The organism is Rhizobium sp. AG855, from assembly GCF_003610655.1.
GTDB classification, from domain to species: Bacteria; Pseudomonadota; Alphaproteobacteria; order Rhizobiales; family Rhizobiaceae; genus Allorhizobium; species Allorhizobium wuzhouense.
On the sequence record NZ_RAQG01000003.1, the window covers coordinates 371,815 to 396,324 of the forward strand.

The window sequence follows — 24,510 nt, forward strand, 5'->3', positions numbered from 1 at the left end:
TGTCAGGCTTACGGCTTGCGCCGGTTGATGAAGAAGAAGGCCACGATCAACACCGTCGACAGCGCCAGGAAGATGCTGGCGATGGCATTGATCTCCGGCGTCGCCTCACGCCGGATCTGGCCGAGCATGTAGGTGGGCAGAGTGTCCTGCCCACCGGACTTGACGAATTCCGTGATGACGACGTCGTCGAGCGAGATCACGAAAGCGAGCATGAAGCCGGCGATGATGGCGGGGCGCAGCAGCGGCAAGGTGACGAAGCGGAAGGCCCGCCAAGGCGTGGCATAGAGGTCGGCTGCAGCCCGCTCCAGGGTCAGGTCCATGCTTTCCAGCCGTGCCCGGATGGGGAGATAGGCGAAGGGGATGCAGAAGGCCGTGTGGGCCATGATCAGGTAGCCGAGGCCGGAATAGCCGGTCCAGACCTTGATGCGCGAGAAGACGATGAGCAGGGCCACGGCGGTGACGATTTCCGGCACCATCAGCGGCTGGTTGATTGCCGCATATTTCAGCGTCAGGCCGCGATAACCTTCCGTCCGGGTCGTTGCGAGTGCGGCCATGGTCGCGACGATGGTCGAGATGGCGGCGGCCCAGAGGGCAATGACCAGCGAGCGGATCGCAGCATCCTGAACCGCAGTGTTGTGCCAGGCGACGATGAACCAACGCATCGAGAACCCGCCCCAGACCGCCAGACTTTCATTGGCGTTGAAGGCGTAGGCCACGAGCGCTGCGATCGGCAGGTAGAGCGCGAAGAAGGTGAAGAGGGCAATCAGGCCGAAGCCCGGTTGACTGCGGATGTCGAAACGGCGCTCAGACATGTCCGGCTCCCGACTTGGATGCGTTGCGGACATAGAAGAGCAGGGCCAGCATCACGATGACCATCAGCGTGATCGACATGGCCGCACCCAGCGGCCAGTTGCGGCCCGCACCGAACTGCATCTCGATCAGATTGCCGAGCATCATGTTCTTGCCGCCACCCAGCACGCGCGGAATGACATAGGCGCCGAGCGAGGGAATGAAGACGAGGATCGATCCGGCGATCAGGCCCGGCTTCACCAGAGGGATGACGATCCGCCAGAGCACCTGCAGCCGGTTGGCATAGAGATCGTAACCGGCCTCCACGAGGCGGAAATCCAGTTTTTCGATCGAGGCGTAGAGCGGCAGGACCATCAGCGGCAGGTAGACATAGGTCATGCCGAGCAGGGTTGCGGTGTCCGTGTAGATGATCTGCAGGGGGCTCTTGATGACACCGAGCCACATCAGCACGTTGTTGACGATGCCCTCGTTGCGGATCACCTGCTGCATGGCGAAGGTGCGGATCAGCAGGTTCGTCCAGAACGGGATGGTGATCAGGAAAACCCACATTTCCCGGCTTTTTGCAGGCCGCGTGGCGATGAAATAGGCGGTGGGAAAGCCGAGGATCAGCGTGAGGATGGTGGTGTAGAAGGAGAGTTTCAGCGACCGCCAGATGATCGAGACATGGGCACTGGCGAGACCAAAGGTATCGTCGAAGATGTCACGTTCGAAGAACACCGAGAACCAGCCATCCAGCGAGAACTGCCAAGGCTTTACATCGCCATAGTCTCCCTTCACCAGGAAGGAATAGACCAGCATGACGAAAAGCGGGCCGATGGCCGCGACCAGGATGATGAGAAGCGCGGGGAGGCTCAGGAGCCAACGGTTTCGGATGTCGCGCGATTTGGCATTTTCGGGGGCCGTTCGGATCGCGCTCATGGTCAATCCTTCAGGATCTGCGCGACATCGTCGCTGACGAGGATGCCGACCGGTTGTCCCTCCGCATGACCGCAGGCACCGCTGCGGCTGTTCTGCTGGCGCACCGTGAACAGCGATCCGCCTTCGAGCCGGACGTTGATGTTGGTGTCCGTGCCCAGATAGACGACGCTCTCGACCGTGCCCTGCAGGGTGGCCTCGGGCGAGGGGGCGACGATCTCGGCATGTTCAGGGCGGATGACGATGGTGACCTTGCCCGAGGGCGTCGTCTTTTCCGGGAAGGTGGCGGGGATTTCCTGGCCCGAGCGCAGTCGGACCTTGGCTCTGTCGCCTTCCACCGATGCGACCTCGACCTCGAGGAAGTTCGTCTCGCCGATGAAGTCGGCCACGAAACGCTCGGCCGGGCGGTCGTAGATATCCCAGGGCGAACCGACCTGGCGCAGGCTCCCCGTCGACATGACCGCGATGCGGTCCGACATGGTGAGCGCCTCTTCCTGGTCGTGGGTCACGAAGATGAAGGTGATGCCGGTCTCGGCCTGCACGCGCTTCAATTCGATCTGCATCTCCTTGCGGAGTTTATAGTCGAGCGCCGAGAGGGGCTCGTCGAGCAGCAGGACCTTCGGCTTTGGCGCCAGGGCGCGGGCAAGCGCCACGCGCTGCTGCTGGCCGCCGGAAATCTGGCTGACCTGCCGATCGCGCATCTTCGTCATGTGCACCAGCTCGAGCATCTCGTCGACGCGCGACTTGATCTCCGCCGCCGGCTTGCCCAGCATCTTCAGGCCAAAGCCGATATTGTCGGCGACCGTCATATGGGGGAAGAGCGCGTAGGACTGGAAGACGGTGTTGACCGGCCGCTTGAACGGCGGGAGCGGGGCGATGTCTTCGCCGTGCAGGAGAATTTCGCCCGTCGTCGGAAAATCGAAGCCGGCGATCAGCCGCAGAAGCGTGGTCTTGCCGCAGCCGGATGGCCCCAGCAAGGTGAAGAACTCATTTTCCCGGATGGTGAGAAAGATCCCGTCGAGTGCGGTGACCTTTTCGTGTCCTGATCCGTAAATGCGGCTGACGCCGCGGATCTCGATGGCTGCCTTGTCAGATGCGGAACTCAAGCGATGCCCCCTGGCGTTCGGGTTATGCGCGATGGACTGCGGTGCGATCCGGCAATGGCAGGAGCTTCTGCCGACCGGGGCGCGTAATTCTGGTCACGCAAGTCGTGTGCCAGCTCGAATGCATGTGGAGCCTCCCTCCCGTTGGAGCCCGCAGACGCCCCGGAATGACAGGGTTTCTGCTGATCTCGCTCTTTGCCGACCGGTGTTCCCTTGTCTTCGGCGTCGCGGTCCGGTCGAGTCCGCGCACCTGATTTTGGGGCATGTTGCCTCTAATTTGGTCGTATGACCATTTTTATTTTTGGCTTCAGCGAAAATTTGTGCGGACCGCATGGCAGGCCTGCGGCAGGCGCTTGGCCGGCCGCTTGACACGGCTTGGCCAAGCATCCCATCGTCGGGCCATGTTGCCGGGCGCTTGCGCCGGTCCCACCTGATCCGGAGACACCCGTGACCGATCCCACCCGTCTTGGCGCCGCTGCGCTGTCCGTTTCCCTCCGGTCCGGCGCGCTTTCGGCCGAAGGGGTCATGCGCGATTATCTGGCACGGATTGAACGGCTGAACCCTCGGATCAACGCGCTCATCAGTCTGCGCTCGAACGAGGAACTGCTTGCCGAAGCGCGTTTGCTGGACCGGGAGCGGGCCGCCGGCACCATCCGCGGACCGCTGCATGGCGTGCCGATTGCGATCAAGGATCTCAGCGAGGCGAAGGGCATCCGTTGCACTTACGGCTCTCCGCTCTACCGGGATTTCGTGCCTGATTTCGACGACATCCAGGTGGAGCGGATCCGGGCGGCAGGCGCCATCGTCATTGGCAAGACCAATACCCCGGAATGGGGCTTCGGTTCGCACAGCTACAATCCCGTCTTCGGCGTCACCCGCAATCCTTATGACCCGGCGCAGTCCGCCGGCGGGTCGAGTGGCGGTGCGGGGGCAGCACTTGCGGCCCGGCTGGTGCCGGTCGCTGACGGCAGCGACATGATGGGGTCGCTGCGAAACCCCGCCGCCTTCAACAATGTCATCGGTTTTCGCCCGAGCTTCGGTCGCATCCCGGCGCTTCCCGGTCGGGATGCCTATCTCAACCAGCTCGCAACGCTCGGACCCATGGGCCGTAGCGTCGAAGACGTGGTGCTGCTTCTGAACATCCAGTCCGGCTTCGATCCGCGTGATCCGTCCTCCTTCGAGAGTGGACCCGTCACCATTGATCCCGACCTTGCGCGCAAGGGCGGCCGGATCGGCTGGCTGGGTGATTTCTCCGGGTATCTGCCCTTCGAGCCGGGTGTCCTCGCGCTCAATGAAAAGGCTCTCGGTATTTTCGAAGCCATGGGTTTTTCCGTCAAGGCGGCGACGCCCGCCTTCGATATGGAACGGCTGTGGTGGGCATGGACGACGCTGCGCAGCGTCTTCACCGCCGGCAGCATGCGTGACACCTATGAAGACCCGGCCCGGCGGGGATCGCTCAAGCCGGAAATCCTCTATGAGGTGCGGAACGGTCTGCGGGCCTCGTCCGCCGATGTCTTCGAAGCCTCCGCCATCCGGACCGCCTGGTATCAGGCGATGCTGAAACTCTTCGAGCGTTTCGACTATCTGATCGCACCGGCCGCGCAGGTCTTCCCTTTCGATGCCGACATTCCCTGGCCGCGTGAAATCGCCGGACGCCACATGGATACCTATCACCGCTGGATGGAGGTGGTGATCGGCCCGAGCATGGCCGGCCTGCCTGTGGCAGCGCTGCCGGCCGGCTTCTCCGAGGGTGGCCTGCCGAATGGTTTCCAGCTGATCGGGCCGCCGCGAGCCGATGCGCGGGTGCTTTCCGTTGCCGCCGGTTACGAGGCGGCGACCGACTGGCTGGACCGCGTACCCTCCCTGGCGCAGGATGCTCTGGAGTAAATCTTTTTCACTCTTGAATGGGAGGGCAATTTGGCCCTACGATTTGATGGGCTTGCCAAGCTACTGTTTATCCAGCCCCGTCGCCTCTCTCTGGGCATGGGATCCTCTCACTGACGCGACCGAACTACGGAATTCATTTTCATGAACCTTGTCTTCGACGGCCATAACGACGTTCTCCTTCGCCTCTGGCGCAGCCGCAAGGACGGCGCCGACCCTGTGAAGGAGTTCGCCCAGGGCACGACGGCCGGCCACATTGACGGGCCGCGTGCCAAACGCGGTGGCCTGGCAGGCGGGCTGTGTGCCGTCTATATCCCTTCGCCGCATGATTTCGTGCTGAAGGAGCCGGATGCCGACGGTCACTATCTGACACCGCTCGATCCGCCGCTGGAGCGGTCGCCCTCGCTCGACATCGCGCTGGAGATGATCGCGATCGCCCGCCAGCTGGATCGCGCCGGCGCCTGGACGCTGTGCCGCAGCACGGCCGAAATCCGCAAGGTGATGGCGGATGGTGGTTTCGCGGCTGTCCTGCACATGGAAGGCTGCGAGGCGATCGACGCCAATCTCGATGCGCTCGAGGTTTTCTACGCTGCCGGGCTCCGCTCGCTCGGGCCTGTGTGGAGCCGCCACAACATCTTCGGGCATGGGGTGCCATTTGCCTTCCCCAGTTCTCCGGATACCGGACCCGGCCTCACCGATCTCGGTCGCGAGCTGGTCCGCCGCTGCAACAAGCTCGGCATCCTGATCGATCTCGCCCACATCACCGAGCAGGGCTTCTGGGACGTGGCGAAACTGAGCGACCAGCCGCTGATCGCCAGCCACTCCAACGTGCATGCGATGACGCCGGTGGCGCGCAACCTGACCGACAAGCAGCTCGACGCGATCCGCGAGAGCCGGGGTCTGGTCGGGCTGAACTATGCCGTGACCATGTTAAGGCCGGACGGGGGCGACAACGCGGATACGCCGATCTCGCTGATGGTCCGGCATATCGACCATCTGGTCGAACGCATGGGGATCGACTGTGTCGCGCTCGGCTCGGACTTCGACGGCGCGACGATACCGGCTGCCATCGCCGATGCCTCCGGCAACCACCGACTCGTGGAAGCGCTTGGTGCCGCCGGTTACAGTGCCGGTGATCTCGACAAGATCTGCCGCGAAAACTGGCTGCGGGTGCTGGCTTCCGCCTGGCACGAATAAGTTCATACTGGCCTACCCATAAAAACCAAGAAGGGAACCGTAACGATGACAATGTTCGACAAGCGCCTCAAACTTCTGACGACCAGCGCGATGCTGGCACTCATGGTCGCGGTTGCGCCGCAGGCCTATGCTGCGACCCCGGCGGATACGCTCGTCCAGGCCTGGGCGATCGACGACATCATCACGCTTGATCCGGGTGAAGCCTTCGAACTCTCGACGGCGGAGATCACCGCCAACACCTATAGCAAGCTCGTGGCGCTCGATCCGGCCGATACGTCGAAGATCGTCAGCGACCTCGCCGAAAGCTGGGATGTGTCCGAGGACGGCCTGACCTATACGTTCAAGCTCAAGCCGAACCTCACTTTCGCGTCGGGTAATCCGATCACTGCTGAAGACGTTGCCTTCTCGTTCGAACGTGTCATCAAGCTCGACAAGTCACCGGCCTTCCTGCTGACCCAGTTCGGTTTGAGCGGCGACAATGTCACGGAAAAGGCCAAGGCGGCCGACGAATCCACCTTCGTGCTGACCGTCGACAAGCCCTATGCCCCGAGCTTCGTGCTCAACGTCCTGACGGCCACCGTCGCCTCCGTCGTCGACAAGAAGGTCGTGATGGAGAATGCCAAGCCTGTTACGCCGACCGAGGAATACAAATACGACACGGACTTCGGCAACGAGTTCCTGAAGACCGGCTATGCCGGTTCCGGACCGTTCAAGATCCGCGAATGGCGCGCCAATGAAGTCGTCGTGCTTGAGCGCAACGACAACTATTACGGCGAAAAGGCCAAGCTCGCCCGCGTCATCTATCGCTACATGAAGGAAAGCTCCGGCCAGCGCCTGGCACTGGAAAACGGTGACATCGACGTTGCCCGCAACCTCGATCCGGGCGATTTCGATGCCGTTGCCAAGAAGGAAGGCATCGCCACCACTTCGGCACCGAAGGGCACGCTCTACTACTTCAGCCTCAACCAGAAGAACCCGAACCTGGCCAAGCCCGAAGTCATCGAGGCCTTCAAGTACCTCGTCGATTACGACGCGCTCGGCGAAACCCTGATCAAGGGCATCGGCACGATCCACCAGACCTTCCTGCCATCCGGCCAGCTCGGCGCGCTCGACGACAATCCGTACAAGCTCGACGTCGCCAAGGCGAAGGAACTGCTGGCCAAGGCTGGTCTCGCCGACGGCTTCACCGTCACCATGGACGTGCGCAACACGCAGCCCGTGACCGGCATTGCCGAAAACGTCCAGCAGACGCTCGCCCAGGCGGGCATCAAGCTGGAAATCATCCCGGGTGACGGCAAGCAGACGCTGACGAAGTATCGTGCGCGTCAGCACGACATCTATATCGGCCAGTGGGGCTCGGACTATTTCGACCCGAACTCGAATGCCGAGACCTTCACCTTCAATCCTGACAATTCCGACGAAGGCACGAACAAGACGCTCGCCTGGCGCAATGCCTGGGATCCGAAGGAATTGTCCACCAAGACGGCGGCTGCCCTGCTCGAGAAGGATACCGCCAAGCGTGCGGCGATCTACGAAGACCTGCAGAAGCAGGTGCTTGCGTCCGGCCCGTTCGTGGTGATCTTCCAGCAGACGGAAATCGCCGGCTATTCGAGCAAGGTGCAGAGCTACAAGCTCGGCCCGAGCTTCGACACCAACTATGTCAACACGGTCACCAAGGAATAGTCGTCCTTGACCTCCGTGGACAGCCAGGTCGACGAGAGGCGCGCTTCCAGGCGCGCCTCTGCGATCGCCATCGCCGTCGGCAAGTTTCTGCTGACGGTGGTGACCACCTATCTCGGCCTTCTGGCCGTCACCTTCTTCATCGGCCGCGTGGTGCCGATCGATCCGGCGCTCGCCATCGTCGGCGATCGGGCGCCGTCGCATGTCGTCGAGCGCGTGCGCGAGGAGCTCGGCCTCAACCTGCCGCTCTGGGAGCAGTTCATCATCTATGTCCGCCAGGCGCTGTCGGGTGATTTCGGCGTGTCGGTGCTCACCACCAATCCGGTGATGAAAGACATCGCCCGCGTCTTTCCGGCCACGATAGAGCTTGCCACCGTCGGCACGATCATCGGCGCCGTGCTCGGCGTTCCGCTCGGCGTGCTCGCCGCCGTCAAGCGCGGCTCGATCGCCGACCAGATGGTGCGGGTCGTCGGCCTCATCGGCTATTCCGTGCCGATCTTCTGGCTCGGGCTTCTGGCGCTGCTGCTCTTTTATGCCAAGCTCAACTGGGTTGCCTATCCCGGCCGTGTCGATATCGTCTACGAGTACAGCTTCACCCCGGTCACCGGCTTCTTCCTGCTCGATGCCGCCATGCAGCGGCAATGGGACGTGTTGTGGGATCTCTTCCGCCACATCATCCTGCCTGGCGGTCTGCTCGGCTATTTCTCCATGGCCTATATCAGCCGCATGACGCGCTCCTTCATGCTCAACGAACTGGCGCAGGAATACATCGTTGCCGCCCGTGCCAAGGGCCTGAGCGAAACCCGGATCATCTGGTTCCATGCTCTGCGCAATGCCGCAGTGCCGCTGGTCACGGTCATTGCACTCTCCTATGCCGGCCTGCTTGAAGGGTCTGTGCTGACGGAAACGATCTTCTCCTGGCCGGGGCTTGGGCTCTACATCACCAATTCGCTGCAGAATGCCGACTTGAACGCCGTGCTCGGCGGGACGATCGTGATCGGATCCGTCTTCATCGGCATCAATCTTCTGTCGGATATTCTCTATCGCATGCTGGATCCGAGGACGCGCAGCCGATGACCACACCCGTCTCCGCTTCCGAACTCACCTGGAAAGGCTGGCTCACGTCGGACCGGCCGCAATCCCGCCTGCAGGCCCGTTGTGGACGCGCCTATATCATCTGGCAGCGCTTCGCCGAAAACCGGCTGGCGCTGGCGGGCCTCGCCATCCTGATCGCGCTTCTCTTCGTCGCCGCCTTTGCCGATGTGCTGGCGCCGCATTCGCCTGTTCAGGGTGACCTGCGCAATGCCCGCCTTCTGCCGCCCGGCAGTGCAGGATATCTGCTCGGCACCGACGATCAGGGCCGCGACATCCTCTCGCGCCTCATCCACGGCTCGCGGCTGACGCTGTTCGTCGTGGCGCTGGTTGCGATCATCGCAGCCCCTGTCGGCCTCATCGTCGGCACCATTGCCGGTTATGCCGGCGGCTGGGTCGACGGCTTGCTGATGCGGATCACCGACATCTTCCTCGCCTTCCCGAAGCTCGTCCTGGCACTGGCGCTGGTCGCAGCGCTCGGCCCCGGTATCGAGAATGCGGTTCTCGCCATCGCGATTACCTCCTGGCCGCCCTATGCCCGTATCGCACGCGCCGAGACGCTGACCTTCCGCAACTCGGATTTCATCGCGGCGGTACAGCTCATGGGCGCCTCGCCGCTCCGGATCGTGCTGTCGCATATCGTGCCGCTCTGCCTGTCGTCGGTCATCGTGCGCGTGACGCTCGACATGGCCGGCATCATCCTGACCGCTGCCGGGCTGGGTTTTCTCGGCCTCGGCGCACAGCCGCCGCTGCCGGAATGGGGCGCGATGATCGCATCCGGTCGGCGCTTCATCCTCGACCAGTGGTGGGTCGCGGCCATGCCGGGTTTTGCCATCCTGATCGTCTCGCTCGGCTTCAACCTCTTGGGCGACGGGTTGCGCGATGCGCTTGATCCGAAGGAGGCCGGCCAATGAGCGCGCTTCTGACCGTCGAAAACCTTCGTGTCAGCTTCCCCACCCGCACCGGCCTCGTCGAGGCGGTGCGCGGCGTGTCCTTCACGCTCGGACGTGAACGGCTCGGCATTGTCGGTGAATCCGGCTCCGGCAAGTCGCAGACGGGACGAGCCATCATGGGGCTGACCTCGCCCCAGGCGAGGATCACGGCCGAGCGGCTGCAGTTCGGCGATACCGATCTTCTGAAAGCGAGCCCCGCCCGTCGCCGCTCGCTGCGCGGCAAGCAGCTCGCGATGATCCTGCAGGATCCGAAATACTCGCTGAACCCGGTCATGACCGTCGGACGCCAGATCATGGAGACGCTCCGTACCCATGAAAAGGTATCGTCCGGCGAGGCGCACAAACGGGCGCTCGCCATGCTGGAAGCGGTGCAGATCCGCAATCCGGAGCGCGTCTTCGATCTCTATCCGCATGAAGTCTCCGGCGGCATGGGCCAGCGCGTGATGATCGCGATGATGTTGATCTGCGGGCCGGAACTGCTGATCGCCGATGAGCCGACCTCGGCCCTCGACGTGACGGTGCAGCTCGAAGTGCTCGCCATTCTCGACGCGCTGGTGCGCGATCGCGGCATGGGCCTGATCTTCATCAGCCACGACCTCAGGCTCGTCTCGTCCTTCTGCGACCGCGTGCTCGTCATGTATGCCGGCCGGGTGGTCGAGGAAATCGAGGCGACGCGGCTCCGGGAGGCCCAACATCCCTACACCCGAGGACTGCTCGAATGCCTGCCGCAGATCGCCGCCGACCGTCATCCGCTGCCGGTGCTCTCCCGTCAGGCGGAGTGGAAGCTATGAGGCCGGTTCTCGCCATCAGGGACATGGTCGTCAGCTTCGACGGCTACCGCGCGCTCGACAGCGTCAGCGTCGACGTCGAGGACGGTGCCTCCTTCGGCATCGTCGGCGAATCCGGCTCCGGCAAATCGACGCTGCTACGCGCGGTCGCCGGGCTGAATTCCTTCAGCAGCGGCATCCTGTCGGTCAACGGCAGGCTCTATGAGGGCCGCAAGCGCGACAAGGAATTCTATCGCCAGGTGCAGATGGTCTTCCAGGACCCCTATGGTTCGCTGCATCCACGCCAGACGGTGGACCGGTTGCTGCGCGAGCCCCTGACGATCCACGGGTTCTCCGATGCCGAAACGCGCATCGCTCGCGCCTTGGACGAGGTGGGCCTGGGCGCCGGCTTCCGCTTCCGTTTTTCGCACCAGCTGTCCGGCGGCCAGCGCCAGCGCATCGCGATTGCCCGCGCCCTGATCCTCGAGCCGAAGGTGCTTTTGCTCGACGAGCCGACCTCGGCGCTCGATGCCTCGATCCAGGCGGAAATCCTCAATCTGCTCGAACAGGTGCGTCGGGATCGCGGCCTGACCTTCGTCATGGTCAGCCACGACCTCGCGGTCATCAGCCATATGTGCGAGCATCTGGCGGTGATGAAATCCGGCAAGATCGTCGAGACGCTGAGCGTCGAGCAGTTGCGCAACGGCGATTTCTCGACCGACTATACCCGCCAGCTGATGATGGCGAGCGAAGGCTTTCGGCGCGTCTGAGCGGTCCCGGTCGAGGCTCTCTCAGGCGACGCGATGGCCCGAGCGCCAGGCGGACTTCACGAAGGGATGGCCGTCCTGCAGATCGACGCGGATCAGGTCGGCTTTGAGGCCGATCTCGATCGCGCCGCGGTCCGCGAGATTGCCGGCGAGCGCCGGGTTGCGCGTCACCAGAGCGACGGCGCTCGGCAGGTCGTAGTCGAGACCGGGATCGGCAGAGATCATGAAGGCCGCATCCAGCATCGAGCGCGGCACGTAATCCGACGCGAGGATGTCGACCAGCTTGTCCGCCAGCAGATCGCGCACGGCGATGTTGCCGGATTGCGAGCCGCCGCGCACAAGGTTCGGCGCACCGGCGACAATGCGCATGCCGGCATCGCGTGCCGCTTGCGCCGCCTCCATCGAGCAGGGGAATTCGGAGATCGACACGCCCTCCGCCAGCCCTTCCTCGATATGGGCCACGTCAGTATCGTCATGGCTCATCAGCGGCATGGAGCGGGCGCGGGCGAGTGCCACGACCTCCGGCCGTGTCATCGCCGCAAAGTGGCTCTTCTCGGCGACGAGCACCTTGATCTTCTCGCGCACCAGTGCCGGGCTTTCGCCGGTCGATTTGCAGGCTCTCGCGACATAGGCCTCGATATCGCGGCTCTGGCGGATGCCGGGCAGGTGCTCCATGATCGAGAGCACGCGAACAATCTCCCGGTCGATGTTCTCCGCCGTCAGCGCCGGGGTTGCCGGGTCCGTCAGTTCGCAGCGCAGGTGAACGAGATGTTCGGCCCTGAGCATGCCAGAGCTTTGAGCCTGCTCCAGCGCCTCGATCATCGGTTTCAGGATTTGCGCCCGCTCCGGATTGTCGGTGGTGGCGCCGACGCAGAGGCTGTCGAAGACGGTGGTGACGCCGCCGCCGATGATCTGGGCGTCGTGGGCCAAGGCGGCGCGCATGAAATCCCAGCGCACATGGGCGCGGGGATACAGGTGCTTTTCGAAGTGGTCGGTGTGGATGTCGACCAAACCGGGCAGCAGATAGTCGCCGGCAAAGTCGATCGATCCCGCATGGCGCGAGGGGCCTTCGTGGACCTCGATGATCCGGCCGTCTTCGATGACCACGGAGCCGTGCAAGACATGGCCTGATGTCACCACGCGGGCATTGGAGAGGATCAGCACCTCACCGCGCGCCGCTTCGAAGGTTTCACCCGTCGCATCCGTCTGTCGCAGCATGACTCGCCTCCATCCGCTCGCAGTCGAAGCGTCTCTAGGCGCGTTTCATGACGCTTTGGTGTCAGAGCACGCGATAAAGGGCTGCGTTGTCCTGCGCGTCCAGCCGCAGGCAGTCGTCGGCGATCACCTGCTCCTCGTCGGTTGCGATGACGCGCACCTTGACCCGGCTTTCCTCGCGCGAAATGACCCCCTCGTTGCGGTCGTTCCTATCCCCATCGAGCAGAAGGCCGAGGAAGCGCAGGCGCTCGACCACCGACCGGCGGATCGTCGGCTGGTTCTCGCCGATGCCGGCCGTGAAGACCAGCGTATCGAGGCCACCGAGGGTGGCGGCCAGACGTGCCACTTCGCCTGCAATGCGGAAGGTGAAGACATCCAGAGCCTCGCACGCCTCCTTCGAAGGGGTTTCCAGCAGGACCCTGCTGTCGGCGCTGATGCCGGACAGGCCGAGCAGGCCGGACTGTTTGTAGATCATCTCCTCCACCTGTTTGACGCTCATTCCATGCGCCTCGACGAGATGAAAGAGCACGCCGGGGTCGATGGCGCCGGAACGGGTGGCCATCGGCACGCCGTCGATGGTGGAAAAGCCCATCGAGGTGTCGCGGCTCACGCCATGTTCCAGCGCGCAAAGGCTGGCGCCGGAGCCGAGATGGGCAACGACTGCGCGGCCGCCGGCCCGTTCCGGGTCCAGCGCTTTCAGCGCCCCGGCGATATAGGCATAGGACAGCCCGTGAAAGCCGTAGCGCTTCACGCCCTTGTCGAACCAGTCGCGCGGGATGGCGAAGCGTCTGACAACATCGGACTGGGTGCGATGGAAGGCGGTGTCGAAAGAGGCTGTCTGCGGCATGCCGGGTTTCAGCTCGGCAATCGCACGGATCAGGCGCAGGTTCTGCGGCTGGTGCAGCGGTGCCAGCGTCACCAGGCTCTCGATGCCGGCGAGGCTCGCGTCGTCAATCCTCACGGCCTCGCCAAAAAGATCGCCGCCATGCACCACCCGATGTCCGACCGCCGAGACGGCGTCGAGATCATAGTGTTCACCGAGCCAGTCGAAGACCTCTTCCAAGACGTCGTGCAGCAGGTCATCGGTCTTTGCCACCAGCGGCACGTCGAAGATTTGGGGACCCTCGATCAGGTGAAAGGTCAGCGGCTCGGCGCGAAAGTCGATGAGACCCTTGCCGATGCGCTTTGCCCCATTGTGTTCGCGGGCGAAAATGCCGATCTTCACTGTGGACGAGCCGGCATTGAAGGTGAGCAGCAGTTTCTGGCTCATGCCATCGGCCCCAGGGCAAGGGCTGCGGCCTTCTTGGCGGCGACGAGTTTGGCGAGGGCTGCCGAGGCGATGCGCACACGCAGGCTGTCGGAGCGGCTGGTAAGGATCACGGGCACGCGGGCGCCGAGCACCAGGCCAGCGGCATCCGCATTGGCGAAATAGAGGAGCTGCTTGGCCAGCATGTTGCCGGCCTCGAGATCCGGCACCAGCAGGATATCGGCGTCACCGGCGACGGGCGAAACGATGCCCTTGGTGCGGGCGGCTTCCATGCTGATCGCATTGTCGAAGGCGAGCGGGCCGTCGACCTTGGCACCCCGGATCTGGCCGCGGGCCGCCATGACGGTGAGGGCCGCTGCCTCCAGCGTCGCCGGCATCTTGTCGTTGACCGTCTCGACGGCCGCCAGCACCGCGACCTTGGGCTCGGCCACGCCCAGCATATGCATGAGATCAACGGCGTTCTGGCAGATGTCGCGCTTGTGCTCGAGCGTCGGCGCGATGTTGATCGCGGCATCGGTGACGATCAGCAGCTTGGAATAGGCCGGCACATCCATGACATAGACATGGCTGACACGGCGTTCGGTCTTCAGCCCCGAGCCGCTGCCGACCACGGCGCCGAGCAGCTCGTCGGAATGCAGGCTGCCCTTCATCACCGAGCCGACCTTGCCGGCGACGGCGAGTTCCACGGCAAGGGCAGCGGCCGCATGGCTGTGTTCGGTGTGAAGGATTTCGAGCCCGGCGATCGAAATACCGGCCTTTTCGGCCGCCGCCCGGATCTTGGCCTCCGGACCGATCAGGATCGGCTCCAGAAGACCTTCGTCGCGGATTTCGACAGCCGCCTCGATCGCTTCCGGCGAGCAGGGGTGGACAAGGGCGGTCTTGACCATCGGCAGGCTGCGGGCTTCGGCGACGATGGCGTCAAAACGGTCGTGCCGCTGCAGCGAGACATCGGGGGGCAGGTTTTCCGACCAGCTGATGCGCTCGACCGGCGCCCGCACGCGGGCCTTGCCCACGAGAACAGGTTCGCCGTTCTGGTTCACACAGCGCGTGTCGAAGACCAGCGTGCGACCGTCGCTTTCCTTCTTCATCAGCGTCACCGTCGCGGTGATCCGGTCGCCTGTCGCGATCTCCTTCCAGAATTCCAGATCCTGGCCGAGATAAACCGTGCCGGGGCCGGGCAGGCGGGTGTCGAGCACGGCCGAGATCATGCCCGCCGGGATCAGCGACTGGCCAAGCGGCACCGGATTGTTGTCACCCGACAATGCCGCAAAGAGTTCGATGTCGTCAGGGCCGATCATGCGGCTGAGGCTCGCGGCATCGCCGAGCTTCAACTCATCGAAGGTGCGGTTGGTGAGCACTGGTCTTTCCATGTCGCTTTCGTCTTCCATTGTCCGACCAGCCTCCCTTCCGGTCTCTTATCATCCTGTGGGTGATCCGCGTCAGCCGCGTGATCAACCTTGGCCTGCAATCTCTTCGGGGAAGGGTGGGATGTCCTTGACTTGGGTCAAGGGGCGATGGGGCGAAAGTCTTGGTGGGTAAGTCTGGAGGGGGAGGCTGGGTTCCGCTTGGGGCTTGCCGCGCGGTGCCCCCCTCTGTCGGCTACGCCGACATCTCCCCCTCAAGGGGGGAGATTGCCAGCCTGCGTTTGCACCTCTGTAACACGGACGGAACTGACCTCACAGGCTCCGCAGTTCTTCGAGCTAGCCCTGGCAGAGGCCGCAATCCGATCTCCCCCCTTGAGGAGGAGATGCCCGGCAGGGCAGAGGGGGGTACCGCAGGCAAAGACGCAAGAGTGTTGAGAAAAGTCCGACCGGAGGCCCCCTTTACTTCGTCCCATCACCCCACCGATCCCGCCAGGAAGGCTGCGCATCCGCATACGGCAGCGCCACAGCCTCATACACCCCGCGCGCAATCGCCCGTGCCATGACCAGCGTCGCCAGATGGCAAAGTTCCATGAAGTCGGCGACCCCATTGCCCTGACGCCTGCCGGTCGAGGCGGCAAAGACAGTGTCGCCGTCGAGCGGCAGGTGGGCGGGCAGCACGGCGCGGGCGAGGCCATCATGGGCCGACAGCGACAGACGGTGCAGTTCGGGTTTCGACAAAACGCAATCGGTCACGACCGCACCGATGGTCGTCGCCGTCAGCCGCAGGCCCTTGATACGCATGGCCCGGTCCTCGGTGCTGACATGAGCGGGCTGGCCGAGCCCGCCGAATTCGTCCGCCTCTTCGAAGGGGGCCGCCCAGAACTGCGGGCCGTCGCCCACGGTCACCGAGCCCATGGCATTGACGGCAACGAGGGCCGCGATCGTATGCCCCGATGACGAGACGGCGCTCGCCGAGCCGAGGCCGCCCTTGCAATTGGCCGTCGTGGCACCCGTCCCCGCGCCGACTGTGCCGAGCGGGAAAGCGCCTTTGGCGGCGTTCTGGTAGGCTTGATAGCCGAGGTCGCGATAGGGCGCATGCAGGCCCCAGCCCTTGTCGCCGCCATTCAGGAGATCCATCAGGATCGCCTGCGGCACGATCGGCACGCGCACCGAGCCCACGGCAAAGCCGCGGCCTGCCGCCCTTAGGCCCGATTGCACGCCGCCCGCCGCATCAAGCCCGAAGGCCGAGCCGCCCGAGAGCACGAAGGCATCGACCTGTTGCACCGTCATCGAGGGATCGAGCAACGTCACATCCCGTCCGCCCGGCGCGCCGCCGAGCACCGTTCCAGACGCGGTTGCCGGTTCGTCGAAGAGGATGACGGTCACGCCCGAGCCGAGCGTCAGATCGGTTGCATGGCCGACGGCGAGGCCGTCGATGTCGGTGAGGAGGTTGAGGGGGCCGTGGGGCATGGGGCGTGTCTCCGGATGGGTGGGCGGAGAGTGGCGGTGGTGTGGGAGAAGATCAAGGTGTTTGGAAGTCTCGATTGCTTGGTCGATGGCTTTTGCCATAGGGCAAATCCCCCACAAAGGCCCGCCGTCTCCCCCAATACCTCAACCCGCCCAGATTTGCCGGACCGCCTCGGGTTGACGCCGCCGCCCTCCGACGCGATGTAAGCCATAATGCCACCGAACAGGAACTCGCCCATGCAGCGTATCAAGCACCATATCACCCGTATCGCCTCGGCGGCCGAAGCCCGGGTCTGGCTGACGGCTCTGGTGGCGGCTCTGGTCGCCTATTTTCTGTTCGAACTGACGGGCGAGGTGCTGGAGGGCGAGACGCGGGCCTTCGATGAGGGCGTGCTTCTGGCGTTGCGCGATCCGACCGATCCGGCCCTGCCGATCGGCCCCACATGGCTCACCAAGATGGTGGTCGACATCACGGCACTCGGCGGCGTGACCGTGCTGACGCTGATCGTCACGCTCGTCGTCGTCTATCTGACGCTGCGCCGCAAATATCGCACGGCGCTCTTCGTCACCGGATCGATCCTCGGTGGCTGGGCTCTCAGCAGCGCGATCAAGATCGGCATCGCGCGGCCGAGGCCTGAGGTGGTGCAGCATCTCGTCGAAGTCACCGACATGAGCTTTCCGAGCGGCCATGCCATGCTCTCGGCGATCACCTATCTGACGCTCGGCGCCATGCTGTCGCGCATCGAGGAGCAGCCTTCGCTGCGTTACTTTTTCCCGCTGGTCGCGGTGGTGCTGACGCTGATCATCGGCCTCAGCCGCATCTATCTCGGCGTGCATTACCCGACCGACGTGCTCGGCGGATGGGCGGCCGGAACCGTCTGGGCCTGCGGCAGCTGGTTCGTGGCGCGGTGGATGCTGGGGCGGCGCTGAGAGGTTTTTCCGGTCTGCGTGGCTGAACCTCGGGCCATGCAGGCGGGCGCTTCATTTCGATGCAAAACGGCATTTGCGCCTTGCCAAAGCGGCTGATCGCGGAAACAGTGTCGGTGAAATTTCATCCGGACGTTTCGTTTCAAGAGGTCTTTCATGCCCGTCATCAACCGTGCCAGCGAGCTTCAGCCCGAAGTCGCCGAATGGCGGCGGCATCTGCACCAGCATCCGGAACTGCTGTTCGACGTGCATGGCACGGCCGCCTTCGTGGCTGACAAGCTGAAGGAATTCGGCTGCGATCTGGTGAAGACGGGGATCGGCCGCACCGGCGTGGTGGGCATCATCAAGGGCAATCGCGGCGATGGTCCGGTGATCGGTTTCCGCGCTGACATGGATGCCCTGCCGATCCACGAGGTATCGGGCAAGGCCTGGTCATCGAAAACGCCCGGCAAGATGCATGCCTGCGGACATGACGGCCATACCGCCATGCTGCTGGGCGCGGCGAAACATCTGGCGGAAACCCGCAATTTCAAGGGCTCGATCGCGGTCATCTTCCAGCCGGCGGAAGAGGGTGGCGGCGGTGCGCGCGAAATGGTGCGCGACGGCCTGATGGAGAATTTCGCCATCTCCGAGGTCTATGGCATGCACAATCATCCGGGCATGGCGGTCGGCACCTTTGCCACCCGCAAGGGCTCGGTGATGGCGGCGGCCGACCAGTTCGACATCCAGATCAACGGCCGCAGCGGCCATGCCGCCCAGCCGCACAAGTCGATCGATCCGGTGCTGGCGGCGGCCCAGGTCGTGGTGGCGCTGCAGTCAATCGCGGCGCGCGAGACCGATCCGCTGAAGTCGGTCGTCGTCACCGTCACCAAGATCCACGGTGGCGACGCCTATAACGTCATTCCCGACGGCGTAAAATTGTCCGGCACCGTGCGCACGCTCCTGCCGGAACTGCGCGACATGGCGGAAACCCGGATCAAGGAGATCGCGACCGGGATCGCCATGGCCATGGGCGCACAGGCGCAGGTCAGCTATCATCGCGGCTATCCCGTCACCTTCAACCACGCCACGGAAACGGCCTTTGCGCTCGACGTGATGCGCAAGGTGGCCGGCGCGCAAGCGGTCAGCGACGAATTCCCGCCGGCCATGGGCGCCGAGGATTTTTCCTACATGCTGGAAGCGCGGCCAGGGGCTTTCGTCTTCATCGGCAATGGGGATACGGCCAACCTGCACAACTCGGCCTATGATTTCAACGACGAGGCGATCCCCTACGGAATCAGCTATTGGGTGACGCTGGCGGAGACGGCGCTCGCGGCCTGAGTTTGCCCTACATTCCGGCGCTGACCCGCGTCGATGCCGAGAGCATCGGCCGAGCGCTTGTCGCGCCGGTCACGATTGCGGGCCCTGGCCGAAATCGAGCAGCGTGATCCGGGCATTCCAGTCATATTTCGTCGCATCGATGATGGCCGGGCGCGGATGTGAAAAGCCGTGGAAGAGCAAGGCGTAGCAACGGGTCACGGTCTGGCCGGGCGCAATCAGTTGGTCATCGCGCAGAAAACCTCGATAGACCACGGCAGTCTTCCCCTGCGGCATGCCGATCAGGTCGAAGGACAGGCGGTTGATGGCGCGGTCTGCACCATTGGTGAAGGTGACGGCGACCGGCAGCGCCGGATCGACGCAGATCCTGGGGTCGCCTACGGCACTGACCGTGACGGCTGCGTTTTCACTGCTCTGGCGGCGCGAGTCGGATTCGGTGAAGAACCAGATCAGCCCGGCGATTGCCGCAATCGCGACGGCAAAGCCGATCGCCCATGCGCGCTTTCGAAGGAGGAAGATGGCGATCAGCGCCAAGGCGGCCGCGACCCAGATCATGCGGTCAAGTCTGTGGCGAAACGAAATGTCATGCCGGCAAGATAAGCTTCCGGGCCGGAAAGGCAACGGATGTGCGGCATTCTGGCCGCCCATTGCGCTGAAAAGGCGGCTCCGCTCCTCAGACCACCGCCTTGACCAGGCGTGCGCGCGGCCGTGCCGCCCGGCGCACGGGTACCTGCAGGCTGACGGGTGGCGCAACCGTGAGGGCATCGATCACCGTCTGCGACATGCTCTGGCAGACGAAGTCGGCACCGATCTCCGCAGCCTCGATCCGGGGATGATCGGTGCCGTTGGCAAGCGGAATCATGATGCCGACCCGCACATCTGCCCTCAGCCGCTTGACCCGACGGACCATCAGGCGGGCATGCGACTTCGAGTTGCCGTTCAAGAAGGCGATGATGACCGTCTCGACGCCCTCAATGCGGGGCTGCACGGCCGGGCGGGCGGTCAGATCCGCATGGGTTCCGGAATAGACCGTTGCCCCCTGGACTTCCAGGACCTGCGCCAGCATGGCGGCGGCGGCATCATCCATGGCACCGCGTCCGCCGAGGCAAAGCACGGTCCGACCCTCGCCATCTGGCAGTTCCTCGGCATGGGCCGGATCCTGCTTCTCCAGCGCATCCGGGGGCTGGATGTCCTCGTTTTCCTCTTCCTCGGCGATGTCGGAGAGGTTTTCGACCAGTGCTCGACAATTGCTGGCAAACTGGTGCAACTGGACGTCGCTCATCACGCCGCGCTGGCGGTCCACTTCGGCGAGCAGCAGGGCGGGCAGGCCGACTTTTTCGTAATAATCTGCGAGATATTCCTCCTCGAGATACTCCTCGGCATTGTCCGTCGCCTCGCTCGGGTCCCCGGCCAACAGGCGCTGATAGAGCTTTTCATGCGGTTCGAGGACGGCTTCGTTGCCGAGCAGGACGTCGAGGAAGGCGAATTGCGGCACGTGGCGGCCCAGGACCACGAGACAGACGGTGAGCGGCGTCGAGAGCATCAGCCCCAGCGGCCCCCAGAGCCATGACCAGAAGATCGCGGAGACGATGATCGCCAGCGGCGACAGGCCGGTATGGGCGCCGTAAAGCCAGGGCTCGATGACGTTGTTGCTGATCAGTTCGACGGTGGCGAAGAGAGCCGCGACCCACAGCACCAGCGACCAGCCGGGGGCAATCGCAAGCGCCAGGAAGAGCGGCAGGACCATGCCGATGACCGGGCCGATATAGGGCACGAAACGCAGGACGAGCGTCAGCAGGCCCCAGAGGAGGGCGTTGGGAATGCCGAGGATCCAGAGCCCGAGCGTGATCGGTACGGCATAAAGCGTGTTCACCACCAGCTGCATCAGCAGATATCGACCGACGCGCCGGCCGGCATCCTGAAGGGCAGACGTGGTGCGGTGCAGATCCCCGAGGCCGACCAGACGGATGAACCGGTCGCGCAGATCCTCGCGTTCCAGCAGCATGAAGATGACGAGGACCACGACGAGGCCGGCCGTCGCAAAGGGACTGATCAGCGGCAGGATCAGATTGCCGAGCGTCTGGATCGGGTTCGACCGCGTGATGATCTCGACGGGCAGGGGGTCGCGGTCCACGGCCGGGGGAACGGCTTCGGCCTCCTGGCTTTCCTCGGCGCGGATCTGCAGTTCCGAACCGACCCGCTCGGCGACACGGCTCAGATGCTCGATCACGCCGTTGCCGGAACCTGCCGCACGCAGCGACTGGACCTTGTCGACGATGTTGCGTTGATAGGTCGGGATGTTTTCGGCGAGGTTCGACACCTGGGTCGCGACCAGGAAGCTGAACAGGGCAATGGCGGAAAAGGCGGAGACAACCGCAAAGATGACGGCCACGATCTTCGGCACCGAACGCTTGCGGAGAAACGAAACGATCGGCGCAAGGGCGAAGGTGAGGAGAAGTGCGAGCGCGAGCGGGACCAGGATCTCCTGACCAACCTTCAGGATGACCGCGACGCCGATCAGGATCAGGATCGTCCGGCCGCTGAATTTCGTTGCAGCCGACGCGTCCGTCGTGCGCTGCGCAATGTCGAGCGATTCGAGGTTGCCCACCCGAAGGTTGTCCATGATGTTTCTCGTTCCCCAGACCACCGCCCGCCGGCCACATGGCCGGCTTTCGTCGATGCCTGCGATACAACGGTTCTGAGCGGTTTTTGATCCACTCGCCGTGTGCCTACGCAAAGCATTCCGACGGGTCGCATTCCGTGCCTTGGAGTTGCCGCTTGTGTCAGCTATCCAAGAGGTTCAAGTCTAGCGAAAACCCCTCAGTCCGACAGGTGCCGCATGTTGATTTCCCTCTACCAGATGCAGCCGATCTCCGGCGATGTGCCCGGCAATATCGGCAAGATCGCCCAGGCGGCGATGGCCGCTGCCGAGATGGGCGCCGAACTGTTGGTGGCGCCGGAACTGGGGACCAGCGGCTATGCACAGGGTGCTGCCTTCGAAGACCTCGCCGAGGGACGGGACGGTTCGATTGTCGGCGCGCTGACGGAGATCGCGGCCGATTGCGGGCTTGCCATCTGTGCGGGCTTTCCCGAGCGCGACGGCAACCGCGTGTTCAATTCCGCCGTGCTCGTGCGGCCGGACGGCTCGGCCGAATTCTACCGCAAGAGCCATCTTTACGGCGACGGTGAAAGGGCGGCCTTTGCACCCGGCGACGAGGCGCCGCATGTGTTCGAGATCGGCGGCATCAAGGCCGGCATGCTGATCTGCTACGATGTGGAGTTCCCGGAAAACGTTCGCACGCTGGCGCTGGCCGGAGCCGAACTTGTGATCGTGCCGACGGCGCTGCCGGACGGCATCATCAGCCGGCGCATTGCCGATACCGTGGTGCCGGCGCGGGCGCTCGAAAATGGCGTCTTCCTCGTTTATGCCGATCTCTGCGGCACCGAGAACGATCTGTCCTATGGCGGACGCTCGGTGATCCTGGCCCCCGATGGCGACGAACTGGCGCGGGCGGGCTTGCGCGAGACCCTGCTGGTGGCGGAGGTGGATACTTCCGCCTATGCCGGTGCCAAATCGCAGAACCCCTATTTTGCCGACCGGCGCCCGGCACTCTACCGCCTCGGCTGATCTCACGCGCGACGGCGCCGATTGCAGCGGGGAACCATCGCACCTACATCATGGCCAAGTTCGAAGGAGGCCCTGATGATATTCGATGCTGCCGCGCTCTCCCTGCGCAACCTCTTTGCGCCGGAAACGCGCTCCGTTTTCTGGAAGACGCTGGGCCTCACGGTCCTCGTCTTGATCGGCTTGTGGTTCGGTCTGCGCGAGAGCTTCATCGCCTTCGTCATGCCCTTCATCGAAGGTTTCGTGCCCGATCTTCCGGCCTGGGCGGGGTGGCTCACCTTCGTCTTCGGCATCCTCGCCAGCATCGGGCTTGCGCTGGGCCTTGCGCTTCTGCTCTCGCCGGTGACCGCGATCATCGCCGGCCTCTTTCTCGACGATGTGGCAGAGGTGGTCGAGAAACGCGATTATCCCAACGACCCGCCGGGCAAGGCCATGCCAATCGGCGAGGCGATCCTTGCCTCGATCAAGTTCTTCGGCGTCGTGATCGTCGGCAACCTGATTGCGCTGATGCTGCTCTTCATTCCGGGCGTCAATATCCTCGCCTTCTTCCTGGTCAACGGCTATCTGCTCGGCCGGGAATTCTTCGAATTCGCCGCCATGCGCTTCCGCTCGGTGGAGGAGGCGAAGCTGTTGCGGTCAAGGCATTCGGGAACGGTGTTCATGGCCGGTCTCGTGATTGCAGCCTTCCTCGCGGTGCCAATCCTCAACTTGCTGACGCCGCTTTTTGCTGCAGGCTTGATGGTGCATCTGCACAAGGCGCTCGCGGCGCGGGATGGGGCGCTCGCGCGCTGAGCATTATTCCACGGCGCTGATCGCCTGCGGCGGCAGTTCGACCAGCGGGGCCGGCACATCCACCGTCTTTTCCTGCGACTTGCAGATGTCGGCAATGACGCAGCGTTCGCATTCGGGACGCCTGGCCTTGCAACAGTAGCGGCCATGCAGGATCAGCCAGTGATGGGCGTGGAAGAGATACTGCTCGGGGATAATCCGCATCAGGATGGCTTCAACCTCGTCAGGCGTCTTGCCGGGCGCGAGCTTGATGCGGTTGCCGATCCGGAGGATATGGGTGTCGACCGCCATGGTCGGGATGCCGAAGGCCATGGACATCACCACATTGGCGGTCTTGCGCCCGACGCCCGGTAGCGTCACCAGTTCTTCGCGTGTGCGTGGCACGACGCTGGCGAAATCGTCCACCAGCTTCCGGGACAGGGCGATGACGTTCTTCGCCTTGTTGCGGAAAAGTCCGATGGTCTTGATGTAGTCGCGGACCTTTTCCTCCCCCAAAGCCAGCATCTTTTCCGGCGTGTCGGCGACCTTGAAAAGGGCGCGTGTCGCTTTGTTGACACCTGCGTCGGTCGCCTGGGCCGAGAGTGCTACGGCAACCACCAGCGTGAACGGATTGACGTGTTCCAGCTCGCCCTTGGGCTCCGGCCTCTGGATCGAGAAGCGGCGAAAAATCTCCTCCAGTTCGGCCCGCGAATAGGCCGTGCGACGGCGTGTCGCCGGCTTGCGACGGGTCTCCGGATTTGACTTTTTCAAGGTTTGGGTGCTGGATTTCGGCTTCGCTTCAGTCATGCAAAACCTATAGTCGGGTGCAATCGTGGAAGGCAATGTCGAGCAGGCTGCAGACCAGCCAATTTTCGCCGCAGAGTTGACTCCTTATCGGTCGCTCGGCCGCAAAGGTTATCGTGTGCTGTTTGCGATCACCGGGATCGTCTGCCTGGTGCATGCCGGTTTTTTCATGGCGACCGGTGCTTGGCCGATCGGCCTGTTTTTCGGGCTCGATTTTGTGTTGCTGTACGGCGCCTTCTGGCTGAACTACCGCGCCGCGCGGGCTCGTGAAGAGGTGACGGTGTCACGCACCAACCTGTCGATCCGGAAATACACGCCGGCCGGCCGGATGACCGAACATCGCTTCAAGACGCTTTGGGCGCGTTTCTTCGTCAAGCGTCACGAGGAGTTCGGCATCACCTCCATGGGGGTGGCCGGCGAGGGGCGGCGGACCGATATCGGCTCCTTCCTCAACCCCGATGATCGCGAAAGTTTCGCCAAGGCCTTCAAGGGCGCCTTGGCGACAGCCAAGCAGCGCATCTGAAGCCTCTACCTTCCGGCGCAAGAAACGGGTGGCATAATGGTGTTGCCCATGGTGAAGTCTGCGCA

Annotated in this window: 22 protein-coding genes; 12 read left to right on the forward strand and 10 right to left on the reverse strand. The window is 63.7% G+C overall.

The features are described from left to right. Positions 1 to 8: 8 nt before the first annotated feature. The 3 genes from DFO46_RS01795 to DFO46_RS01805 are packed head-to-tail and all read right to left on the reverse strand — an operon-like array spanning position 9 to position 2,831. Positions 9 to 812 carry an ABC transporter permease gene (locus DFO46_RS01795; protein WP_120276134.1) on the reverse strand — a complete coding sequence of 268 codons (804 nt, stop codon included), beginning with the start codon at positions 810 to 812 and terminating at the stop codon, positions 9 to 11. Beyond that, positions 805 to 1,728: an ABC transporter permease gene (locus tag DFO46_RS01800; RefSeq protein ID WP_110794077.1), complete on the reverse strand. Its 924-nt coding sequence runs from the start codon at positions 1,726 to 1,728 to the stop codon at positions 805 to 807. The genes DFO46_RS01795 and DFO46_RS01800 overlap by 8 nt, the downstream gene beginning before the upstream one ends. A gap of 2 nt (positions 1,729 to 1,730) precedes the next feature. After that, positions 1,731 to 2,831, reverse strand: coding sequence for an ABC transporter ATP-binding protein (locus DFO46_RS01805; protein ID WP_120276135.1), 1,101 nt, complete (start codon positions 2,829 to 2,831; stop codon positions 1,731 to 1,733). Between the two features lie 444 nt (positions 2,832 to 3,275). Here DFO46_RS01805 and DFO46_RS01810 point away from each other — a divergent pair, with 444 nt between their 5' ends. The 7 genes from DFO46_RS01810 to DFO46_RS01840 all read left to right on the forward strand — a co-directional run bounded on the left by DFO46_RS01810 (position 3,276) and on the right by DFO46_RS01840 (position 11,171). After that, on the forward strand, positions 3,276 to 4,715 hold the full coding sequence (locus tag DFO46_RS01810; protein WP_120276136.1) for an amidase: 1,440 nt from the start codon (positions 3,276 to 3,278) through the stop codon (positions 4,713 to 4,715). A gap of 141 nt (positions 4,716 to 4,856) precedes the next feature. Beyond that, positions 4,857 to 5,909, forward strand: coding sequence for a dipeptidase (locus DFO46_RS01815; protein ID WP_110794080.1), 1,053 nt, complete (start codon positions 4,857 to 4,859; stop codon positions 5,907 to 5,909). A gap of 45 nt (positions 5,910 to 5,954) precedes the next feature. Next, entirely contained in the window at positions 5,955 to 7,592 is a 1,638-nt protein-coding gene (locus tag DFO46_RS01820; protein ID WP_120276137.1) for an ABC transporter substrate-binding protein, read from the forward strand. A 6-nt stretch (positions 7,593 to 7,598) separates the two neighbouring features. Then, positions 7,599 to 8,666 (forward strand): ABC transporter permease, encoded by a 1,068-nt coding sequence (locus tag DFO46_RS01825; protein WP_110794082.1) that lies wholly within the window; start codon positions 7,599 to 7,601, stop codon positions 8,664 to 8,666. Continuing rightward, a complete protein-coding gene (locus tag DFO46_RS01830; protein WP_120276138.1) occupies positions 8,663 to 9,595 on the forward strand; it encodes an ABC transporter permease in 933 nt (310 codons plus the stop codon). Before DFO46_RS01825 ends, DFO46_RS01830 begins: the two co-directional genes overlap by 4 nt. Continuing rightward, a complete protein-coding gene (locus tag DFO46_RS01835) occupies positions 9,592 to 10,425 on the forward strand; it encodes an ABC transporter ATP-binding protein (protein WP_120276139.1) in 834 nt (277 codons plus the stop codon). The genes DFO46_RS01830 and DFO46_RS01835 overlap by 4 nt, the downstream gene beginning before the upstream one ends. Beyond that, positions 10,422 to 11,171, forward strand: a complete 750-nt coding sequence (locus DFO46_RS01840; RefSeq protein WP_120276140.1) for an ABC transporter ATP-binding protein — start codon at positions 10,422 to 10,424, stop codon at positions 11,169 to 11,171. The genes DFO46_RS01835 and DFO46_RS01840 overlap by 4 nt, the downstream gene beginning before the upstream one ends. Positions 11,172 to 11,192: 21 nt before the next feature. Here the strand turns inward: DFO46_RS01840 and DFO46_RS01845 are convergent, their stop codons facing one another. The 4 genes from DFO46_RS01845 to DFO46_RS01865 all read right to left on the reverse strand — a co-directional run bounded on the left by DFO46_RS01845 (position 11,193) and on the right by DFO46_RS01865 (position 16,484). Continuing rightward, complete coding sequence (locus DFO46_RS01845) at positions 11,193 to 12,386, reverse strand: alpha-D-ribose 1-methylphosphonate 5-triphosphate diphosphatase (protein ID WP_120276141.1); 1,194 nt, start codon at positions 12,384 to 12,386, stop codon at positions 11,193 to 11,195. A gap of 61 nt (positions 12,387 to 12,447) precedes the next feature. Further along, complete coding sequence (locus tag DFO46_RS01850; protein ID WP_120276142.1) at positions 12,448 to 13,653, reverse strand: acetate/propionate family kinase; 1,206 nt, start codon at positions 13,651 to 13,653, stop codon at positions 12,448 to 12,450. Further along, entirely contained in the window at positions 13,650 to 15,020 is a 1,371-nt protein-coding gene (locus DFO46_RS01855; protein WP_183041918.1) for a bifunctional enoyl-CoA hydratase/phosphate acetyltransferase, read from the reverse strand. The genes DFO46_RS01850 and DFO46_RS01855 overlap by 4 nt, the downstream gene beginning before the upstream one ends. Positions 15,021 to 15,473: 453 nt before the next feature. Then, positions 15,474 to 16,484 (reverse strand): P1 family peptidase, encoded by a 1,011-nt coding sequence (locus tag DFO46_RS01865; RefSeq protein ID WP_120276144.1) that lies wholly within the window; start codon positions 16,482 to 16,484, stop codon positions 15,474 to 15,476. Between the two features lie 234 nt (positions 16,485 to 16,718). Between DFO46_RS01865 and DFO46_RS01870 the strand changes: the two genes are divergently transcribed. Together DFO46_RS01870 and DFO46_RS01875 are read left to right on the forward strand one after the other, a co-directional pair. After that, positions 16,719 to 17,411 carry a phosphatase PAP2 family protein gene (locus DFO46_RS01870; protein WP_120276145.1) on the forward strand — a complete coding sequence of 231 codons (693 nt, stop codon included), beginning with the start codon at positions 16,719 to 16,721 and terminating at the stop codon, positions 17,409 to 17,411. A 153-nt stretch (positions 17,412 to 17,564) separates the two neighbouring features. Beyond that, entirely contained in the window at positions 17,565 to 18,728 is a 1,164-nt protein-coding gene (locus DFO46_RS01875) for a M20 aminoacylase family protein (protein WP_120276146.1), read from the forward strand. A gap of 69 nt (positions 18,729 to 18,797) precedes the next feature. Here DFO46_RS01875 and DFO46_RS01880 read toward each other — a convergent pair whose 3' ends face one another. Together DFO46_RS01880 and DFO46_RS01885 are read right to left on the reverse strand one after the other, a co-directional pair. After that, positions 18,798 to 19,280, reverse strand: coding sequence for a hypothetical protein (locus tag DFO46_RS01880; RefSeq protein ID WP_120276147.1), 483 nt, complete (start codon positions 19,278 to 19,280; stop codon positions 18,798 to 18,800). A gap of 118 nt (positions 19,281 to 19,398) precedes the next feature. After that, a complete protein-coding gene (locus tag DFO46_RS01885; protein WP_120276148.1) occupies positions 19,399 to 21,348 on the reverse strand; it encodes an AI-2E family transporter in 1,950 nt (649 codons plus the stop codon). A 216-nt stretch (positions 21,349 to 21,564) separates the two neighbouring features. On the opposite strand from DFO46_RS01885, the gene DFO46_RS01890 reads away from it, so the two are divergent. After that, positions 21,565 to 22,353: a carbon-nitrogen hydrolase family protein gene (locus DFO46_RS01890; RefSeq protein WP_120276149.1), complete on the forward strand. Its 789-nt coding sequence runs from the start codon at positions 21,565 to 21,567 to the stop codon at positions 22,351 to 22,353. A 75-nt stretch (positions 22,354 to 22,428) separates the two neighbouring features. Then, a complete protein-coding gene (locus DFO46_RS01895) occupies positions 22,429 to 23,142 on the forward strand; it encodes a sulfate transporter family protein (RefSeq protein ID WP_110794096.1) in 714 nt (237 codons plus the stop codon). Between the two features lie 3 nt (positions 23,143 to 23,145). On the opposite strand, the gene nth is transcribed toward DFO46_RS01895, so the two are convergent. After that, the gene (nth, locus tag DFO46_RS01900; RefSeq protein ID WP_120276150.1) at positions 23,146 to 23,925 is read right to left on the reverse strand and encodes an endonuclease III; all 780 of its coding nucleotides are present in this window, start codon (positions 23,923 to 23,925) and stop codon (positions 23,146 to 23,148) included. Between the two features lie 22 nt (positions 23,926 to 23,947). Here nth and DFO46_RS01905 point away from each other — a divergent pair, with 22 nt between their 5' ends. Beyond that, positions 23,948 to 24,445 (forward strand): DUF2244 domain-containing protein, encoded by a 498-nt coding sequence (locus tag DFO46_RS01905; protein ID WP_165826445.1) that lies wholly within the window; start codon positions 23,948 to 23,950, stop codon positions 24,443 to 24,445. The last annotated feature ends 65 nt before the right edge of the window (positions 24,446 to 24,510 follow it).

Coding starts and splice junctions, on each gene's coding strand:
- DFO46_RS01855 (WP_183041918.1), bottom strand. CDS start 15,020: ATGGAAAGACCAGTGCTCACCAACCGCACCTTCGATGAGTTGAAGCTC.
- DFO46_RS01870 (WP_120276145.1), top strand. CDS start 16,719: ATGCAGCGTATCAAGCACCATATCACCCGTATCGCCTCGGCGGCCGAA.
- DFO46_RS01835 (WP_120276139.1), top strand. CDS start 9,592: ATGAGCGCGCTTCTGACCGTCGAAAACCTTCGTGTCAGCTTCCCCACC.
- DFO46_RS01890 (WP_120276149.1), top strand. CDS start 21,565: ATGTTGATTTCCCTCTACCAGATGCAGCCGATCTCCGGCGATGTGCCC.
- DFO46_RS01885 (WP_120276148.1), bottom strand. CDS start 21,348: ATGGACAACCTTCGGGTGGGCAACCTCGAATCGCTCGACATTGCGCAG.
- DFO46_RS01895 (WP_110794096.1), top strand. CDS start 22,429: ATGATATTCGATGCTGCCGCGCTCTCCCTGCGCAACCTCTTTGCGCCG.
- nth (WP_120276150.1), bottom strand. CDS start 23,925: ATGACTGAAGCGAAGCCGAAATCCAGCACCCAAACCTTGAAAAAGTCA.
- DFO46_RS01795 (WP_120276134.1), bottom strand. CDS start 812: ATGTCTGAGCGCCGTTTCGACATCCGCAGTCAACCGGGCTTCGGCCTG.
- DFO46_RS01820 (WP_120276137.1), top strand. CDS start 5,955: ATGACAATGTTCGACAAGCGCCTCAAACTTCTGACGACCAGCGCGATG.
- DFO46_RS01865 (WP_120276144.1), bottom strand. CDS start 16,484: ATGCCCCACGGCCCCCTCAACCTCCTCACCGACATCGACGGCCTCGCC.
- DFO46_RS01800 (WP_110794077.1), bottom strand. CDS start 1,728: ATGAGCGCGATCCGAACGGCCCCCGAAAATGCCAAATCGCGCGACATC.
- DFO46_RS01850 (WP_120276142.1), bottom strand. CDS start 13,653: ATGAGCCAGAAACTGCTGCTCACCTTCAATGCCGGCTCGTCCACAGTG.
- DFO46_RS01845 (WP_120276141.1), bottom strand. CDS start 12,386: ATGCTGCGACAGACGGATGCGACGGGTGAAACCTTCGAAGCGGCGCGC.
- DFO46_RS01815 (WP_110794080.1), top strand. CDS start 4,857: ATGAACCTTGTCTTCGACGGCCATAACGACGTTCTCCTTCGCCTCTGG.
- DFO46_RS01880 (WP_120276147.1), bottom strand. CDS start 19,280: ATGATCTGGGTCGCGGCCGCCTTGGCGCTGATCGCCATCTTCCTCCTT.
- DFO46_RS01875 (WP_120276146.1), top strand. CDS start 17,565: ATGCCCGTCATCAACCGTGCCAGCGAGCTTCAGCCCGAAGTCGCCGAA.
- DFO46_RS01830 (WP_120276138.1), top strand. CDS start 8,663: ATGACCACACCCGTCTCCGCTTCCGAACTCACCTGGAAAGGCTGGCTC.
- DFO46_RS01840 (WP_120276140.1), top strand. CDS start 10,422: ATGAGGCCGGTTCTCGCCATCAGGGACATGGTCGTCAGCTTCGACGGC.